This is a genomic window from Negadavirga shengliensis (genome assembly GCF_042652345.1).
GTDB classification, from domain to species: domain Bacteria; phylum Bacteroidota; class Bacteroidia; order Cytophagales; family Cyclobacteriaceae; genus Negadavirga; species Negadavirga shengliensis.
Map to the genome: position 1 here is coordinate 86695 of NZ_JBHSJJ010000006.1, position 18859 is coordinate 105553.

At 45.2% G+C, this 18859-nt stretch carries 16 protein-coding genes; 11 read left to right on the forward strand and 5 right to left on the reverse strand.

Annotated elements, in window-relative coordinates; genetic code table 11:
* Positions 1-45: 45 nt before the first annotated feature.
* Positions 46-2178 (forward strand): polyphosphate kinase 1, encoded by a 2133-nt coding sequence (gene ppk1, locus ACFPFU_RS12100; protein ID WP_377064821.1) that lies wholly within the window; start codon positions 46-48, stop codon positions 2176-2178.
* Between the two features lie 28 nt (positions 2179-2206).
* Here the strand turns inward: ppk1 and ACFPFU_RS12105 are convergent, their stop codons facing one another.
* From ACFPFU_RS12105 to ACFPFU_RS12115, 3 genes are all read right to left on the reverse strand, one after another.
* Positions 2207-3097 carry a Ppx/GppA phosphatase family protein gene (locus ACFPFU_RS12105; protein WP_377064823.1) on the reverse strand — a complete coding sequence of 297 codons (891 nt, stop codon included), beginning with the start codon at positions 3095-3097 and terminating at the stop codon, positions 2207-2209.
* 116 nt (positions 3098-3213) lie between these two features.
* A complete protein-coding gene (locus ACFPFU_RS12110; protein ID WP_377064825.1) occupies positions 3214-3423 on the reverse strand; it encodes a hypothetical protein in 210 nt (69 codons plus the stop codon).
* 81 nt (positions 3424-3504) lie between these two features.
* The gene (locus ACFPFU_RS12115) at positions 3505-3780 is read right to left on the reverse strand and encodes a DUF202 domain-containing protein (protein ID WP_377064827.1); all 276 of its coding nucleotides are present in this window, start codon (positions 3778-3780) and stop codon (positions 3505-3507) included.
* Positions 3781-3930: 150 nt separating this feature from the next.
* On the opposite strand from ACFPFU_RS12115, the gene ACFPFU_RS12120 reads away from it, so the two are divergent.
* From ACFPFU_RS12120 to ACFPFU_RS12160, 9 genes are all read left to right on the forward strand, one after another.
* Complete coding sequence (locus ACFPFU_RS12120) at positions 3931-4851, forward strand: DUF3078 domain-containing protein (RefSeq protein ID WP_377064829.1); 921 nt, start codon at positions 3931-3933, stop codon at positions 4849-4851.
* Positions 4852-5196: 345 nt separating this feature from the next.
* Positions 5197-5967: a glycosyltransferase family 32 protein gene (locus ACFPFU_RS12125; protein ID WP_377064831.1), complete on the forward strand. Its 771-nt coding sequence runs from the start codon at positions 5197-5199 to the stop codon at positions 5965-5967.
* Between the two features lie 678 nt (positions 5968-6645).
* Complete coding sequence (locus tag ACFPFU_RS12130; protein WP_377064833.1) at positions 6646-7542, forward strand: helix-turn-helix domain-containing protein; 897 nt, start codon at positions 6646-6648, stop codon at positions 7540-7542.
* A 151-nt stretch (positions 7543-7693) separates the two neighbouring features.
* Positions 7694-9076, forward strand: a complete 1383-nt coding sequence (locus ACFPFU_RS12135; RefSeq protein ID WP_377064835.1) for a glycosyl hydrolase — start codon at positions 7694-7696, stop codon at positions 9074-9076.
* The gene (locus ACFPFU_RS12140; protein WP_377064837.1) at positions 9073-9903 is read left to right on the forward strand and encodes a sugar phosphate isomerase/epimerase family protein; all 831 of its coding nucleotides are present in this window, start codon (positions 9073-9075) and stop codon (positions 9901-9903) included. The genes ACFPFU_RS12135 and ACFPFU_RS12140 overlap by 4 nt, the downstream gene beginning before the upstream one ends.
* Positions 9904-9920: 17 nt before the next feature.
* Positions 9921-11063, forward strand: coding sequence for a Gfo/Idh/MocA family protein (locus ACFPFU_RS12145; protein WP_377064839.1), 1143 nt, complete (start codon positions 9921-9923; stop codon positions 11061-11063).
* A gap of 12 nt (positions 11064-11075) precedes the next feature.
* The gene (locus ACFPFU_RS12150; RefSeq protein ID WP_377065199.1) at positions 11076-11846 is read left to right on the forward strand and encodes a 3-ketoacyl-ACP reductase; all 771 of its coding nucleotides are present in this window, start codon (positions 11076-11078) and stop codon (positions 11844-11846) included.
* A gap of 118 nt (positions 11847-11964) precedes the next feature.
* Positions 11965-12192 (forward strand): hypothetical protein, encoded by a 228-nt coding sequence (locus tag ACFPFU_RS12155; protein WP_377064841.1) that lies wholly within the window; start codon positions 11965-11967, stop codon positions 12190-12192.
* Positions 12189-13613, forward strand: coding sequence for a sodium:solute symporter family protein (locus tag ACFPFU_RS12160; RefSeq protein ID WP_377064843.1), 1425 nt, complete (start codon positions 12189-12191; stop codon positions 13611-13613). Before ACFPFU_RS12155 ends, ACFPFU_RS12160 begins: the two co-directional genes overlap by 4 nt.
* 165 nt (positions 13614-13778) lie before the next feature.
* Here the strand turns inward: ACFPFU_RS12160 and ACFPFU_RS12165 are convergent, their stop codons facing one another.
* Both ACFPFU_RS12165 and purL read right to left on the reverse strand, forming a co-directional pair.
* On the reverse strand, positions 13779-14096 hold the full coding sequence (locus ACFPFU_RS12165; RefSeq protein WP_377064845.1) for an antibiotic biosynthesis monooxygenase family protein: 318 nt from the start codon (positions 14094-14096) through the stop codon (positions 13779-13781).
* Between the two features lie 12 nt (positions 14097-14108).
* Positions 14109-17795, reverse strand: coding sequence for a phosphoribosylformylglycinamidine synthase (gene purL / locus ACFPFU_RS12170; RefSeq protein WP_377064847.1), 3687 nt, complete (start codon positions 17793-17795; stop codon positions 14109-14111).
* Between the two features lie 397 nt (positions 17796-18192).
* Here purL and ACFPFU_RS12175 point away from each other — a divergent pair, with 397 nt between their 5' ends.
* A complete protein-coding gene (locus tag ACFPFU_RS12175; protein ID WP_377064849.1) occupies positions 18193-18801 on the forward strand; it encodes a TetR/AcrR family transcriptional regulator in 609 nt (202 codons plus the stop codon).
* Positions 18802-18859: the final 58 nt, after the last annotated feature.

An 18859-nucleotide genomic window follows, 5' to 3' on the forward strand; every position in this document is an offset into this window, starting at 1 on the left:
AGTAAAATTACCTTACTTTTTGAATTACCTATAAAACACTACGATATGAAACTGATCCAACAAGATAGACAAGACCGGGTTGAAGAAACCATATATAGCAGTGATCTGATCAGCCGTGACCTGAGTTGGTTAAAGTTCAATGAAAGGGTATTTGATCAGATTAAAAAAGATCAAAGGAATATTTTTGAGAAGTTGAAGTTTTTGGCCATCGCAGCCTCTAACCTGGACGAGTTCTTTATGATCAGGGTAGGTTCTTTGTACAATTACCTGGATTATGACAAAGTCAGAGTGGACTATTCAGGGTTGAGGGAAGAGACTTTCAAAATGAAGCTCATGATAGAGTCCCAAAATTTTCACCGGAGGCTGCAGGAGCATTTCGTGAGGGAACTGCTGCCGGCCACTGAGGAGGCGGGCTTTATTATGAGCAACGTGAAAAACCTTGAAGAAAATGAGCAGAAAGCCATCAAGGATTATTTTTACAAGGCCGTATACCCCATGCTTACGCCGATGGTATTTGACGGTTACCATACTTTTCCCATTCTGATGAACAAGCTGTTGATATTCGGGGTGATCACGATCAGTCAGGGTGACAAGAAGGATAACCGGAAACTGTCTTTTGTACAGATACCTTCCAATATTCCCCGTTTTTTTGAACTTGAAAGGGATGATTTGATGATTTATGTACCCATAGAAGAGGTGATCAGGGAGCATATTGTTTCCTTGTTCAGAAACGTAAACATTGAGTCAATCAATCTTTTTAGGATCACCCGGAACGGCGATTTCACCTTAGAGGAAAGTGAGGACATGGATACCAATTTTCTGGAGGAGGTAAAGAGAAAACTCAACGAACGGAAGACAGGAAGGGTGGTAAGAATAGAAATCGAGGAGGGCTACAGCAAGTGGATGGTCAATTTGTTAAAACACCGCTGGATCATAAGTGACGACAGTATATTTAAGATTTCAAGATCCAGCATGATGGATTTTACAGGAGTTTGGCAAATAATAGGTAATAAGCGGTTTAAAGACAAGATACCTCCTGTCCCCAACCCGATACCCCCGCTTTCTTATCCCGATGCAGCGACCGAAGATATATTTCAAGTATTGAAGCACAAGGATATTTTGCTCCATCATCCCTATAACAGCATGGAACCCATCATGGAGTTGTTGGACAAAGCCGCTGATGATCCTCACGTGATGGCCATAAAAATGACCATTTACAGGCTGGCCAAAAACTCAAGGATTGTGGATGCGCTTCTTAGAGCGGCGGAAAACGGCAAGCACGTTTCGGTCTTGTTTGAGGTAAAAGCAAGGTTTGATGAAGAAAACAATATCCGGGAAGCCAAAAAACTCCAGAAAGCCGGATGTTTTGTCATTTATGGGGTAAGCAATTTCAAGACCCATACGAAACTGATGTTGATTGTCAAGAAAGAGGAAAATAAGGTGACGCGCTATGTGCACCTGGGTTCGGGAAATTACAATGAAGAAACCAGCCGGATTTATACGGATATCGGTTTGTTGACTACCAATGAGATATTGGCCAACGATGTATCCGAGTTTTTCAACGTTATAACAGGCCATTCCGCCCCTACACGCTATCAAAACCTCATCACCTCTCCAAGGGATATGCGAAACAAGCTCATTGAATTTATAGAGGAAGAGGCCGAAAATGCCAGAAATGGCCTGCCTTCGGGAATATTCATTAAAATCAACTCGTTGGAGGACTCGGAATTTATATTTTCATTGTACAGGGCATCTCAGGCCGGTGTTTCTATCAAGCTGATTGTGAGGGGGATATGCTGTTTAAGGCCGGGAAGGGAAGGCCTGAGTGAGAATATTGAGGTGATTTCCATTGTGGGGGATTTTCTGGAACATTCCAGAATATACCATTTCCACAATAACGGCGATCACAGGACTTATGTGGGAAGTGCAGATGCCATGGTGAGAAGTTTTGATAAAAGGCTTGAGTCGTTGTTCAGGGTTGAAACCCCCTTTTTGGAAAGGCAATTGATGAATATCATCGCCTATAACCTAAGGGATAATGTCAACGCTTATGTGATGCAGGAGGACGGCAGTTATGTCTCAAAAACTCCGGGAGAGGGAGAAGAGCCATTTAATGTCCACAAGGAGTTTTTCATGCTTGAACCTGAGATGATCCAGGATGTGAAACTCCTAGAATAGATCACCGGTCTTATGATTTAGCCGGTATTTATTTTATTTTTTCCCGGTTGAGGTTCCTTTCGAAAAGAAAATTCATGACCCCGTCTTTTAAGCCCACATCCGGTACGATCATTTTTTTGGAGTTGGCGGCCTCCATTGCGGCCGTATAAATCTTGGTGGCAGGAATGATGACATCGGCCCGGTCTTCATTTAGATTCAGGCGGTGGATGCGTTCGTCGTAGGAAAAGCTTTCAAGGTATTCCTGGATTTCTTTGATTTTAGTCAGTTCCAAAAACCTTTTGTTTTTCCGGGGATTTGACAATTCAAAAACCTTATTGATATTTCCTCCTGTACCGATACAGATCACATGGTGCTCCTGGCTTAAATTATCTATGATGAAGGATTTCATTTTTCTCCAGAGCGAGGCAGTGATTTTTTCGTCAATAGACCGGACCGAACCTATTTTAAAAGACCTGCTTGCTGTCTTTTGGGATCTCTTATAGATGTTCAATTCTGTACTTCCTCCACCCACGTCGATATGAAGGTATGTCCTGTTGTCGATATAGCTGTAGAGTGCTTTGTTGATGAGTTCTGCCTCCCGGTTACCGTCAATAATATGTATCTTCAGGCCGATTTCATTTTTTACCCATTCGGCTATCTCTTTGCCATTAGAGGACTCCCTCATGGCTGAGGTGGCGCAGACCATACAATCATCCACCTCATAAAGGTCAATGAGAATCTTGAAAGCCCGCATCAATTCGGTGAATTTTCTTTTGTTTAGCTCACTGATTTGTTTATGGTTAAAAACATCCTTCCCTAACCTAAGGGGAAACCGGAGGTACTCCAGTTTTTTAAAGTTATATTTTCCTTCATATTGGATTACATTTGTGATCTGTAACCTTATTGCATTTGATCCGATGTCTACTGCTGCTAATTTCAAACCGCTGACTTTATTTTCTGCAAAAATTGAAATAATCTGCAAATATAAAAAAGGAATGCCTATCTGAATTTCAGACAATAGCACTCCTTAAATAATAGGTGGTTTAGTGATCCGGTCTATTTTTTCCTGTTTATAGCCACCAAAATCAATCCGGCCACCACTGCAACTCCGCCTGCGTAGGGTGGCCAGTTTACACTTTCTTCTTTTTCAGCACTTAATTCCAGAGGACCTGCGTCTATCACAGTTTCCTCTGTGGTATATGAGATCCCTGTTATGATGAACATAATGATTCCGATTACAATCAGTATAATCCCGAAAACTTTCATAGTGTTTTTATTTTGGTTTAGGTTAAATCTATTTAATACAAAAAACCTACCAAAAATAGAAGCGGAGGATTTTGGCCGCGGTTACATTTTATGATAATTTCCTTTCTTTATTTTTTTCCTTACCCTAATGTAACTTGCAAAACCTACTATCAAAAGGACAACGCTTATTAAAAAGGAAAAATATCCCAGCTCCTTTACGTTTTCGAGATCCGTGACCTTAACGAGAGCGGTCCCGCTTACTATGAAATAGAGGCTGGTTCGGATATAAGCCAGAAGGGTCCTGTCATTGGCCAATTTTGTTCTCTGCCTGGCCAAAAAATCCCTTACTATTAATGTGCTTTCTGTTTGATTTTCCATAGATTTGTTGAAGATTTCTTTTCCAAATAGTTTTTTTGGGACTAATTTGATTCGATTTTGAATTATATTTATTCAAATTGTCACATATTCCATTTACCATTTCCGGTCATATGAATATAAACCAATGGATAACATAAATTAAACAATCTCATGAAGAAATTTTTCTTAAATGCATTGCTTCTTGGGTTTTCCGCTGCCACTTTGATGGCACAGGAGGAGGAACAGGATATAGCACAGGATGTTTTAGCGGATACAGTAGCCAGAGATACCACCTACTGGCAGTCAGAATTCAGCGCGGGACTAAATTTTAACCAAGCTGGGTTCAGCAGCAATTGGAAAGCCGGAGGAGTGAATTCTGTGGCTTTTGGCAGCATCATAGCAGGAAAAGCCCTTTATCAAAAAGACAGGGTCACATGGGATAACGAGTTGGAGCTTTTGTTTGGGATAGTGCGCAATGAGGGAGAACAAACGAGGAAATCAAACGACCGGATATTCCTGGATACCAAACTGGGATACTCCCTTTCCCGAAGCTGGTCGGCATTTTTTTCCCTCAATTTCTTGAGCCAGTTTGCCGAAGGCTACGAATACAACGCTGATGGTACGCGATCCCTGATTTCCGATTTTATGGCTCCCGGTTTCCTTACCTCATCCTTAGGGCTGGAATTCAAACCCAGTCAGGAATTTTCCCTGCGGATAGGCCCGTTTTCTCCACGGTTTACCTTTGTCAATAACCCCGACATTATCAATAATGTGCCGACAAATTATGGGGTTCATGAAGGCGAATCGGTAAGAATGGAATGGCTGGCCATGCAGCTTTTTGCTAATTTTGATAAAAATATTACAGACAATTTCAATATTAAATCCAGGTATATGATGTATGCCAATTATGAGACCCTGGCATGGGATACCATTGACCATAGGCTGGATGTGACCCTTACCGCCAAGATTACCGATTTCATCAATGTTACTTTGACAAGCATCAGTCTTTATGACATCGACCAGGATCCGGGAATCCAATATAGCCAAGCTCTGGCATTGGGGATTTTGTACAAAGTGAATAACAAAAAATAAACATTTATTTACTTTTTGTTCATCAGATTTTGAAATTTGCAAGTAATTATTAATTTTGTTTGTATTATGGTAGTTAAATAATAGTTGGTTTAGTTTTCAAAATAAAAAGCAGGGGAGGTTTCCCTGCTTTTTTGCGTTAGGAAGGGATTGCCTTTTTTGTTTACAAGTGCCGTATAAAATTATTATTTTTGTCCCAAGGGAATTTGTATGCTCTTTTGGAGCCGGTTCTTTGACCTCAATTAAAGCCGTTGTTGTGAATATTTTCGGGGTACATGAGGATCAGTTCTGCCGCGGTTTATATTTGGGTCCAATTTCTCTTGTGTTTTACTAAATGGGTTATAAGATTTGATTTTAAAATTAGCCGAACTCCCTTCTGTTGAAAAGGTTTTTGGAATCCCGAAGGTGCTATGGTGTTACTGGGCAGGTGGGCCGATGACTGAGGGGAGAAAAAAAAGCTTCCAATACCTAATAGACCATGTGGGTTTGCCTGTGATTTTGGTGGAGCCGGGTTGTCTGCGCAGCTTGATCCTTAAGGAACACCCTCTGCACCCCTGTTTTCCCTATTTGAGCGCAGTACACCAGTCTGATTATATCCGGACTTATATCTGGCACCACTATGGAGGGGCCTGGCATGATGTTAAAGCCACCAAAACCGATATTTCGCCGGTTTGGAAAGAATTTGCTGACCCCAAGACTTACTTTGTGGGAAAACCCGAGCATCCAAACGGCACAGCAAAAGTCCATGACGATGAAGGCAGGTGGATGCCGGATTATTGGAAAGAACTGGTTTCGGTAATAGCCTGGGTGGGAAGGCCTTATACGGCTTTTTCAGGAGCCATGTACATGGCCATGCATTCCTATCTGGACAACTACCTGGATGCACTGAAAACAAATCCCGGCAAACATCCCAGAGAAAAGAGTATCATGAAAGGGAACCTGTTATTATATGGCTTTAAAAAGCTGTCTTATTATTTTTCCGGACGCGATACACGGTATCCATTACCTTGGACACTCTTTGGGAACCTTTTTCATCCTTTGAATTACAAATACAGGGAGCATATAAAAAGGACATTGCCCACGGATTTGATCAAAAATGCAGGCATATACCACCGATGATGCCCATTTCCCCGGCTAAGCGGAATTGTTTCATTCCAAAGCCCCCTTTCTGTAAGCCGGCGTATCATTCCCTGTGGGATCGGGCGTGGATCCGGCTGATTCTCCAATAAACCGGTCTTTGCCCACGGCACCTTGTAGGGTCAATAGTGACCGCTGTCATTTTTTTGCGGGTTGCAGCCAGCCTTTTAACAAAAAAAGCTATGAAACACCGTTCCATAGCTTTAGTCAATTAACAATAAACCCAAAATAACCTGCTGTAGGAGAAGGAGTCGAACCTTCACGGGGCAGTTGGGCAAAATACGAGCTCGCTATTTGCTTTGTCCTGTGATCCCCACCCCCGAGACAGGAGGGCATGTCTGCCAGTTTCATCATCCTACAGTATAAAAAGACCTTCTGTCTTTGTTTGATGTTTCAAAGTTAATAAAAACGCTTTTTTTATAAAAATATATTAATAAAAATACTAAAAAATTACATTATTTTTAATTGTTATACTTTTGTATTATTTATTTGGTAAATCCAATCGGAAATTGAGAGGTCCGGTTGAAAATTTCTCAATGGCCTTGAGCTTATCCCACAGGCGGATGAGGTACTTTGGGGGAATGTTGTCTTCTCATTGCGCATGGCCGTTTCAATACATATTTTTATTTTTACCATGTCAACCATAGATGGCCAACAAGTATGACTGATCCCATAAAAACCTATGAAATGCCTGAAGGAGACGCCCGTACAGATTTTCAGATATATGAAGTGCAGGGAAAAACCATTAAAAACAGGACATATCCCCATGAAACTGACCGGCCCCACCGCCATAAATATTATGAGATCTGCGTGTTCATCAACGGTGCGGGAAAACATGAGATCGACTTCGCATCCCATAATATCCATTCCCGCAGCGTACATTTCCTTTCTCCGGGTCAAGTGCATCTTATCAGCAGGGAGAATGATTACCATGGTTACCTGATGGTCTTTTCAAGGGATTTTTATGCCTTGGATTCTTTTCAAGAAGATTTTTTATACAGATTGCCCTATTTTAATAATCCCACGCTTATACCCATTCTGAATTTGAATGAGGGTGATTTCACCGAGCTGTTGGAACTGATCAGCGCCATTAGAAAAGAATATACTTCCGGAAAAGAAATGGCCGAAGAGGTGTTGCGCTGCTATCTCCAGATTTTTTTGGTGAAATGCAAGCAGTTTTATATCCACTACTTTGCGGAAAAAAAGAAAACCATGGACCCCCATTTTGCATTGGTCCAACAGTTTAACGCCTTGGTGGAACAGCAGTTCAGGAAAATCCATCTGGTTCAGGATTATGCGGATATGATGTCCCTGTCTCCTGCCGTGCTGAACAAATATGTAAAAAAAATAACCGGATTCACCGCCGGGGAAATCATTTTGGACCGGCTGATCCTGCAGGCAAAAAGGTATCTGATCTATACAGATCTGTCCAACAAGGAAATCGCCTATCAACTCAGCTATGAAGATCCGTCCTATTTCAGCAGGATATTCAGGAAAAAGACGGGGCTTACGCCATCAGGATTCAGGAAGGCAGAAAATGAAAAGTACCAGCTTTAATTAAAAAAATACCTTTAAATATAATATAGCGCTGTCTACCTTTATGACTGTGTAAAAAAGTCCAATTATACCCAAAGTAAAAGCCAAAGTAAATTTTGGAAATTGGGCATAAGTTTTCCTTTCACGAAATTTAACCAACCAAGCGAAGAAAATGGTAAACATTGATTTTGACCTTAAACCCAAAGACCTGGAAAAGGCGCTGGCCCGCTTCTGGGAACTTTCAGGAGAAAAGATCCATGCCATTGAAAAGGAGTACCCTCAAAACCAAGGCTCACCTGTTTTTACGGTTAATGGTAAGTACGCCACCAGAGGCTGGACCGAATGGACCCAGGGTTTTCAATTTGGGTCTTCTATTTTGCAGTTCGATGCCACGGGAGAAGCGTCGTTTCTCGAAAAAGGCAGGCTCAAAACCCTGCAGCTGATGGCTCCACATACTAGTCATACCGGTGTGCACGATCACGGTTTCAACAATGTGAGCACCTATGGAAACCTGTTGCGCCTCATGGTAGAAGAAAAAATCCCATACGATGAATGGGAAAAAAACTTTTATGAACTTGCCCTGAAAGTTTCAGGTGCTGTACAGGCAAGCCGCTGGACCGATATCAAAGGCGGGGGATTCATTTATTCTTTCAATGGGCCTCATTCTCTTTTTGTGGATACCATCCGTACGGTCCGCATTCTGATGCTGAGTTACAGTTTGGGGCATGTGCTCCAGGAAGAAAATGACCGTAAAGTGAATCTGCTGGTTCGTGGTTTACAGCATGCCAAAGCCACTGCAGATTATTCCGTATTTTACGGCAAAGGCAGGGACAGGTATGATCTCTGGGGCAGAACCGCCCATGAAAGTGTTTTTAATACCAATGATGGCAACTTCCGCTGTCCTAATTCCCAGCAGGGATACACAGGGTTTTCTACCTGGACCAGAGGCCTGGCATGGGCCATGTGTGGTTTTGCGGAAGAGTTGGAGTATATCGATACCCTGACCGATAAGGAACTGGAAGCTTACGGGACAAGGAGCGATATAGAGGCTTTTATGCTACAGGCTGCCGAGGCAAGCTGTGATTTTTATATTGAGCATACACCGACTGACGGGATACCCTACTGGGACACCGGGGCACCTAACCTGCATAAGCTTGGGGATTATCTTTCCAAACCTGCGGACCCTTACAATGCTTATGAACCTGTTGACAGCTCTGCCGCGGCCATCGGTGCCCAGGGACTGCTACGACTGGGACATTATCTGGATAAAAAGGGTCAGGTAGAGAAAAGTAAAAAATATTGGCAGGCCGGTTTGACCGTACTGAAAACATTGTTGCAGGAGCCTTATCTAAGCACGGATAAAAAGCATCAAGGTATCCTTTTGCACTCCATTTACCACCAGCCCAACGGTTGGGACAATGTGCCGAAAGGTCAAAAAATAGCCTGTGAAGAATCCAGCATGTGGGGGGATTACCATGCGCGTGAACTGGCCCTATATGTTCAGCGCATCATCAATAAAGATCCTTATTATACCTTTTTTAATTGCCTGTCATGAGTTTAAAACCTATAAAAGACCTCAGTAAACTCTGTATTCATACCATCACTACAAAATCCTGGAGTATAGAAGAAGCTGCGGAAAATTATGAGAGGGTAGGGGTCAAGGGAATATCCGTCTGGAGGCAGTACCTTGAAGGAAGGAATATTGCTGAGACCGGAGACCGTCTTAGGAAGCATGGGCTTGACGTTGTTTCCCTGGTAAGGGGAGGTTTTTTTCCATCGGTTTCCTCTGGGCAGAGGCAAAAAGCCATCACAGATAACCTTAGGGCAGTGGATGAGGCAGCTGCCCTCGGAGCGCCGATGATTGTTTTGGTCTGCGGGGCGGATCCGGGACAGTCTCTTGAGGTGTCCAGGGCCCAGATCCAGGAAGGTATTGAAAAGGTGCTGCCCTATGCCATCGACCACGGCGTAAAGCTGGCCATTGAACCTCTCCATCCTATGTATGCTGACACGCGGTCCGCCGTCAACACCATGAAGCAGGCCAATGATATGGCGGAAGCCATAGGATCAGATCATGTAGGTGTGGCGGCCGATGTTTACCACTTATGGTGGGATCCGGACCTGAAAAACGAAATCCAGCGCTGTGGAAGGAACGGAAACCTCTTTGCATTCCACATTTGTGACTGGATAAGTCCCACGGTGGATTTGCTCAACGACCGGGGCCTGATGGGAGAGGGGTGTATAGACATTCCCGGTATCAGGGCTTGGGTGGAAGAGGCCGGGTTTGACGGATTCAACGAAGTGGAAATATTTTCCGACAGGCTTTGGGCCACCGACCAAAGGGAATTCCTGGATAAAATTGTGGAAAGTTATTATCAATGTTAGCATAATCAAATTAGAAAATGGAACATAAAATAGGAATAATCATGAACGGTGTCACCGGCAGGATGGGCACCAATCAGCACCTGATGCGGAGCATCGTTGAAATCATCAAGCAAGGCGGGGTGAAACTGCCCAATGGTGATACCATCATGCCGGATCCGGTGCTGGTGGGCAGGAACAAATCCAAATTGGAGGCACTGAGCAGGATGTCAGGGGTGTCCAAGATTTCCACTGATCTGGATAGCCTCATGCAAGATGACCATTACAGCATCTATTTCGATGCCCAGACGACCGGAAGAAGGGCAGAGGCCGTTAAACAAGCGGTGAAAGCCGGAAAACATATTTACTGCGAAAAGCCGGTCTCAGTAGATACCGCCACTGCCCTGGAACTGCATAAGTTATGTCAGGAAGCCGGAGTAAAAAACGGCGTGGTACAGGATAAACTTTGGCTTCCGGGTCTTAGAAAACTCAAGCGCCTTATAGAAAACGGGTTTTTTGGCGAGATTCTTTCTGTGAGGGGAGAATTTGGCTACTGGGTGTTTGAGGGGCACACCGTGCCGGCACAAAGACCTTCCTGGAATTACAGGAAAGAGGATGATGGGGGTATCATCGTGGATATGCTCTGTCACTGGAGATATGTTTTGGACAATATTTTCGGCAAGGTAAAGGCCGTGTCCTGTATGGGAGCCACCCACATAAAGGAAAGGGTGGATGAGCAAGGCAAACCCTATAAGTGTACAGCGGATGATGCCGCTTATGCTACTTTTGAGTTGGAAGGGGACATCATTGCCCATTTTAATTCCTCATGGACTGTCAGAGTAAGAAGAGACGACTTGCTAACTGTTCAAGTGGATGGTACCAAGGGCTCCGCAGTGGCCGGATTGAGGGAATGCTATATCCAGCATTACGGCAACACACCTAAGCCGGTTTGGAATCCCGATATCGTCCAGCCCATAGATTTTTACGAAGGCTGGGCCAAAGTTCCCGAGCAGGAGCCGTTTGACAATGCCTTCAAAGTACAGTGGGAGCTGTTCCTCAAGCATGTGGTCAATAACGACCCCTTCCCATGGGATATGAAAGAAGGTGCCAAAGGGGTGCAGTTAGCAGAAAAGGGACTGGAAAGTTGGGAAAAGCGGGCGTGGGTAGATGTACCTGAACTCTAACCGGACATCATGATGAAAAGAGTAGCCTTAGTAACAGGAGGATCCAGAGGAATAGGGCTCGGCATAGCCAAGTGTCTGGCAGAAGAAGGGTTTGATCTGGCCATCAATGGGATGCGAAAAGAGGAAGATACGGCCCAAAGCCTGGATGAATTAAGAGGATTGGGGGCTGATGTGGTGTATTGCCGCGGAGACGTAGGCGACGCGGGTGAACGACAGGCCATTATGGACAAGGTCCAGGCACATTTTGGAAGATTGAATGTATTGGTCAACAACGCCGGCGTAGCACCTAAGGAAAGAAAGGATATACTGGAGGCCATTGAGGAAAGTTTTGACTATGTGCTGAAAACCAACCTCAACAGCGCCTATTTTCTCTCCCAGTTGGCGGCCAATTGGATGATCAGGCAGAAAAATGGCCATCCGGAATTCAAGGCCTCCATCATTAACGTTTCTTCCATTTCAGCTACCATCGCTTCGGTAAACCGGGGCGAATATTGCGTAGCCAAAGCCGGTATGAGTATGGCCACGCAGCTTTTTGCGGTGAGACTTGGGGAATTCGACATTCCGGTTTATGAGGTCAGACCCGGTGTCATTGCAACGGATATGACTTCAGGAGTAAAAGAAAAGTATGATAAACTGATCAAAGAAGGATTGTGTGTTCAGCCGCGATGGGGACAACCCGAAGACGTAGGACTGGCGGTTGCCGGGCTCGCCAAAGGGGATTTCCCCTATTCAACCGGCCAGGTAATCATGGTAGACGGAGGACTTTCCTTACCCAGATTGTAGTAGGTTTGAAACAATGGCCGGTTAAACCACCGGCCATTGTTTCATTTATATAAATTATAGAGAATAATCGCTCAACGATTGTATATTGTCAGTTAAATTTTAAACCCATTTTATGCATATGAATCCAAAGAGAAAATATTGGAACATTTGCTGCGCAACAGCAATAGTCTTGTCCATCATTACTTTTACACCCATGGTGACTCCCCAGGGTGTTTCCAGTCCTAAACTGGCAGGTATCCCCTACAGTTTATGGACCAGCTTTATCATTACCGTTTTGTTGGTTGTATTGACGTACATCGGCACCAGGGTACATCCGGGGATGCATGAAGAGGAGGAGGAATTATGATTTTTTGGGTATGGGTTTTCGGATTGATATATGCGGGGCTATTGGTTTTTGCGTCGCTGAAGTCCTACAAAAAAGGCAGGTCTTCAGAAGAGTTTATGTTGGCAGGGTCCAACATCGGTCTCACCCTTGGGGTATTAACCTTTGCTGCGGCCTTGTTCAGTACCTTTACCTTTCTGGGTATGCCGGATTTTTTCAGGATCAACGGGGTAGGGGCATGGATATTCCTCGCCGTTTCTGACGGGGCCATGGTGTTCTTCCTGCTTTGGTTTGGATACCATATCCGGATGAAAGTGAAAGGCATGGAATTCCGTGGTGTTTCCGGCCTTATCGGCAGGTGTTATGAAAATAAACTTGCGGGATATGTTTTCTTTTTAAGTGCCTTTCTTTTTCTCATTCCGTATGTGGGTATACAGATACAGGGGATAGCGATCTTTATGAATGCCGCCTTTCCAGGCTCCCTTCCAGCCTGGGGATGGTCAGCAGGTATTGTATTGATCATGCTTGTTTACAGCGAAATAGGGGGGCTGAAAGCCATTATCTTCAGTGATGCCATACAGGGATTGTTGCTGCTGGCGGTGATATGGATAATTGGCTCGGCATGTCTCTCGCATTTTGGCGGCATAGGACCTATGTTTGACAGAGTAGGCGAAATACAGGAAGAGTTGCTTTCCACACCGGGGCCTCAAGGGCTTCTGACACCGCAGTTCCTTCTGGCATCGTTGATTGCCATATTGATGATTCCGGTGACACAGCCCCAGTTTACGACCAGGATTGTCGTGATGAAAAGTATGAAGACAATGCAACTGATGGCCGTCTCCTTGGGGGCATTTGCCATTCTGGTGATCCTGCCTACCATCTTTATCGGGTTTTATGGGGTAGATCTGTACAAAGATGCAGGAAGGGATGAGTTCTTTGCCAATGCGTTTCTCTATGACCAACCTAATTTTGTAGCCGCATTGGCAATCATTGGTTTGATAGCCGCAGGACTTTCTACCACAAATGCCCAGATATTCGCTTTGGGATCCGAGTTACGCGGTTTACTAAGAGGCAATGAAAAATCCATCATGACCAAGACCAAAATCGGCATCTTTGTTTTTTCCGTGATTGCCTTTTTCTTTTCCATCATTGTGATTGACCAGCTGGTGCTTTTAGCCAGAGTGAGTTTTGCGGGTACAGGCATTATGGGGCCCATGATCATTTTGGGCATTCTGAGCAACAGAAAGGTTTCTTCAGCCATCATTTACCTCTCCCTGGCTGGACTGGCGATATTCCTGATGTCCTTGGCGGGATGGATTCCCGATATGTATTTTGGGATCAGATTGGATCTGCTGTTGTTCATCACCCTTGGATTGGTGGCAGTAGTGAGTCACCTTACGGGAAAAGAACAAAAACTTATGGAGGCTAAATCATTGAAACACTGATTTAGAAAAGCATTGAAGCGGGGAGCCACCTGTTCAATATAAGAAACAAAAGGTCTGCCGGTTGAAGAACACCTGGCAGGCCTTTTGTTTGCTTGTCATTTAATTTTCGGATGCAGGGTTTATCCCGCAAATGTCATCGTGCGTTTTTCTCCGATAAATGGGCGGTCAGCGCTCAAAATCATAATCCGTCTCTACTTTGCATATCCTCACCTTGTAGGATTGATACCAATTTTCCCTACCTTGAGTCTGGGCTGCCAAATGGTCCTGATTACGCTTCCACGCCTTGATATCCTCCAGGCTTTTCCAATAACTTACGGTAATGCCCACGCCATTTCTGGCTGATTCATGGCCCAGATATCCCGTCTGGGATTTTACCAGCGCCTCCATCTTTTCCGCCATTTCCGAATAGCCTTTGTCCTGATCTTCCCTGATGCTGGTAAAAATCACAGCATAATAGGGAGGTTTTGGTGTCTTGCTGATCATCTATGCAAAAGGTTAGCTTGTTTTTTCTTCCACCCATTCCCTGGCGTTGACAAAAGCTTCCACCCAAGGGGTAATGTCATCTTTTTCTTTGCCCTTTACATAATGGGGCCAGTTCCACGGGGCCAAAGACCGCTCAATGTGCGGCATAATGGCCAGATGTCTGCCATCATGCGAGGCTATCCCCGCCACGCTGTGATCGGAGCCATTCGGATTACCAGGGTAGGCTTCATAACCATACTGCATGGTGATGTGGTAAGTTTCTTTGTCTTGGGGAAGACTAAATTTTCCCTCCCCGTGGGCTATCCATACCCCCAACTGTTGTCCGGAAAGCGAGCCGAACATGACACTTGTGTTTTCGGGAACCACCACATTGACAAATGCGGATTCAAATTTATGGCTGTCATTGTGCAACATTTTTGGTTTTTCCCGGTGTTCGGGATAAACCAGCCCCAATTCCACCATAAGCTGACATCCGTTACACACTCCCAGACTCAGGGTGTCCGTCCTTTTGTAGAAATTGTCCAGCGCCTCTTTGGCCTTCTTGTTGTACAGAAAGGCGCCAGCCCAGCCTTTAGCAGATCCCAGTACGTCGGAATTGGAAAACCCGCCCACAAAAACCACCACGTTGACGTCTTCCAGGTTTTCCCTGCCGGAAATCAGGTCGGTCATATGGATGTCCTTGACATCAAAGCCTGCCAACCAAAGGGCATAGGCCATTTCCCTGTCTCCATTCACTCCTTTTTCCCTGATGATGGCTGCACGGGTACCCGAGGTGGATTTTCTTCCGGGGTTCAGGCCGAAAGCATCATAGCTCCCGGTCCAGTCATTTTTGAAACGGAATGCAAGGGGCTGCTGTTTGTAGTTTTCAAAACGGGCTGCGGCCAGCTTTTCGCCACTTTGTTGGACATCCAACAGATAAGAGGACCGAAACCAGGTATCCCTGCATCGGGCCACATCCAATTCCACCTCAATTCCATGAAATGTGACTTTCCCGGTCTGCCCATACGTGGCGATTTCGGTATAAAAAATACCGTTTTCTTCCAGAATGGAGCGGACTTCCTCCGGTTTGTCTACCTGAATGACCACTCCTGGATTTTCTGCAAAAAGACTTTTAATGAAATCCTTTTCTTTGAGATTTTGAAGGTGGATGTTCAAGCCTGCTTCCGGGTTGGGAAAGCACATCTCGAGAAGCGTGGTAATGAGGCCTCCTGAGGAAATATCATGGCCCGCCAATACCAGCTTTTTGGCAATGAGCGTCTGAACACAGGAAAATGCTTTGACAAAATAAGCCGCATCTTTAATATCAGGGACATCGTTGCCTATTTTGTTGAGGGATTGTGCAAAGCTGCTTCCCCCTAATTTGGCTTCATCCCGAGAAAAATCAATGTAAAGTAATTTGGATCCTTTGACGGGCTGAAGATCAGGGGAAATGATATTTCTGATATCATCACATTCCGCCACTGAAGAAATGATAACCGTGCCGGGTGAATATACTGTTTTGCCATCGGGGTATTTCTGTGTCATGGACAGAGAATCTTTTCCGGTGGGAATGTTGACACCAAGTGCAATGGCGAAATCGCTTGTGGCTTCCACTGCCCGGTAGAGCCTATCATTTTCTCCGGGGTTTTTAGCCGGCCACATCCAGTTGGCACTCAGAGATACTCCTTTGAGTCCGTCGGTAATGGGAGCCCAAAGGAGGTTGGTCAGGGCTTCGGCCATCGCCAACCGGGATCCTGCCTCGGGGTTGGCCAGGGCGGCAACGGGAGCATGGCCGATGGATGTGGCGATGCCTTTGTTGCCGGAATAATCCAGGGCCATCACGGCCACATTGTTGAGGGGAAGCTGGAGGCTGCCTGTGGTCTGTTGCTTGGCCACCCGTCCCGTCACGGAGCGGTCCACTTTGTTGGTCAGCCAATCCTTACAGGCCACGGCTTCCAGTTGGAGCACATCTTCCAGGTATTCGCGGAAACCGGCCGTATTGTATTTGATGGCCTCAAAATCCTGGGTTAGGGTTTGATCTTTCAGAATGGTCCTCGGGGAAGAACCAAACATGTGTGACAGCTGCCAGTCGATCGGTTTCTCACCCGTGTCGGAGTTTTCAAATTTGAAGTGCATATCCCCGGTAGTCTCACCGACTTCATAAAATGGCGCCCGTTCTCTTGCTGCTATCTGCCGGATATGGGCCACGTCTTTTTCTTTAACGACCAGTCCCATTCTTTCCTGGGATTCGTTTCCGATGATTTCTTTTGCGGAAAGGGTGGCATCACCCACAGGCAGTTTTTCTATGTGGATGGTCCCTCCTGTTTCTTCCACCAATTCCGAAAGACAATTCAGATGCCCCCCGGCGCCGTGATCATGGATGGAAACGATAGGGTTCTCGGGATGCTCAGCCATGGCCCTGATCACGTTGGCTACCCGTTTTTGCATTTCCGGGTTGGAACGCTGAATGGCATTGAGTTCGATCGCATTGCTCAGTTCTCCGGTATTTACAGAGGAAACCGCTCCGCCACCCATGCCGATCCTATAGTTGTCACCGCCCATGACAATGACTTTGTCCCCTTTTTCCGGGGATTTTTTGAGGCTGTAAGGCGCTTTGGTAAAGCCTATTCCCCCCGCCAGCATGATGACTTTGTCAAAGCCCCAGTGCCATTCACCCGCATCATGCTCAAAAGTCAGCACGCTGCCACAGATAAGCGGTTGGCCGAACTTATTTCCGAAATCACTCGCGCCATTGGAAGCCTTGATGAGGATATCCATAGGGGTTTGATAAAGCCATTGTCTTTCAGGGAGGCCTTTTTCCCAGGTGCGACCGGGTGCGGTCCGGGGATAGGAGGTCATATAAACGGCGGTTCCTGCCAATGGAATAGAAGCTGTCCCACCCGCCATACGGTCCCTTATCTCTCCTCCGGACCCTGTCGCCGCCCCGTTGAAAGGCTCGACTGTAGTGGGAAAATTATGTGTTTCTGCTTTAAGGGAAAGTACGGTATCCATTTCTGTCAGCTCAAAAAAGTCCGCCTTGTGTTGGGTCTTTGGGGCGAACTGCAGCGCTTTAGGGCCTTGAATAAAGGCCACGTTGTCTTTATAGGCGGATACGATTTTATTGGGATGGGCAGCAGCCGTTTTTTTGATTAACTGGAAAAGGGATATTTTCTTTTCTTCGCCGTTAATGATAAAAGTGCCGTTGAATATTTTGTGTCTGCAGTGTTCAGAATTGACCTGGCTGAAACCAAAGACTTCACTGTCTGTCAAGGGCCTGTCAAGTTCCCGGCTCACTTGTTCCAGGTAGTCGATTTCTTCCCTGCTCAGGGCCAAACCCTCATCGCGGTTATAGTTGGCGATGTCATGAATGAATTGGACAGGGTCGGGTTGCTTTTCTATTTTAAAGATGGTCTGATCAAGGTTTTCATAGAGCCGTTGCAGCATGGGGTCCAGGGTGTGAGCGCTATCCCAGTACTGGAAAGCTTCTATTCTGTTAATGCCATGTAACCCCATATTCAGGGTGATTTCTACCGCGTTGGTGGACCAGGGGGTGATCATTTCTTTTCGGGGGCCGAGAAAGCGGCCTTCAATTTTTTCCGATTCGAGAACGGAGGCCTCTCCAAACAGCCATTGGAGTCTTGAAATATCCTGGGAATTTAAAGGCGCTTTGGCCTCCACTGCGTATACTGTCTGTTCAGCGGCTTGAAAAAAGAGAATCATATTGTGACGGATAGCTTTTAAGAAGCCACAAAGGTACAAAATTGCTTTCAAAGAATTCAGTCAATTTGAAATCCCGAGAGGAGGTTTTTGTCCAACTGTCCGCCTATGGGATAAAAGGAGTGTACGCAGCGTCCATATTCGGACACTCATGAAGAGCGGTTGTTTTTTTATTTGACAGGTGAAACTTTGTTTTCAAAATAAAAAACCGAAATTTCCGGTTTGAAAAATAAAGTCGTTTCGAGTTAAAGGTACCGTTATGGGGTTGTAGACCACCTATTTTTTTCAACTGTTCCCTCTTGTTCAATGAAGGTCAAAAAATAAAAGTAAAAAAACTTTGGAAACTTAGAACTTTTTTAAAGTTTCCAAAGTTTTCTGGCAAGATGTTTATAAAAGGAAATTGGAAACGAGAGAAAAGATAATTCAGGTAGCCATGGAGCAATTCATGTTGTATGGCGTAAGAGCGGTCACGATGGATGACATTGCCAGAAACGGAGGCATATCAAAAAAAACCATATATGAGGAGTTTACCAGTAAGGAGGAGCTTGTCAATGGGGTTTTTGAAAGCGCCATGAGGCAGGATGAGTGTGTTTTTCAGGAGATGATGGAAAAGGAGGAAAGTGCCATTGACCATCTGATCCGCATGACCAAATACTTAAGGGGGAGATTTGCCAAGATGAATCCTTTGGTATTGCACGACATCCAGCGGTATTATCCTCAATGTTGGAAAAGGTTGGAGCAATTTAAGCGTGAGCATGCCTTGAAGGGCATCGCGGGAATTTTGGAAAGGGGGAAAAAATCCGGGGATTTCCGGCCCGAGATCAATTCCGAAATCCTTGCCCACATGAGGCTGGAACAGGTTACCAATTCGTTTTCGGGGAATTTCCCCAGTGATGGCTATAGCCTTCTGGATTTTCAGTTACAGGTTTTGGACCATTTTATACACGGCCTTCTTACCGATCAGGGGCGGGCCACGTATTATCAAAAACTCAAAAATCAGGAACGATAAATTAGATTATGGATATCAGGACGGCGAATGTCTTTTCAGCAGGATTTCCTCCGGAGAA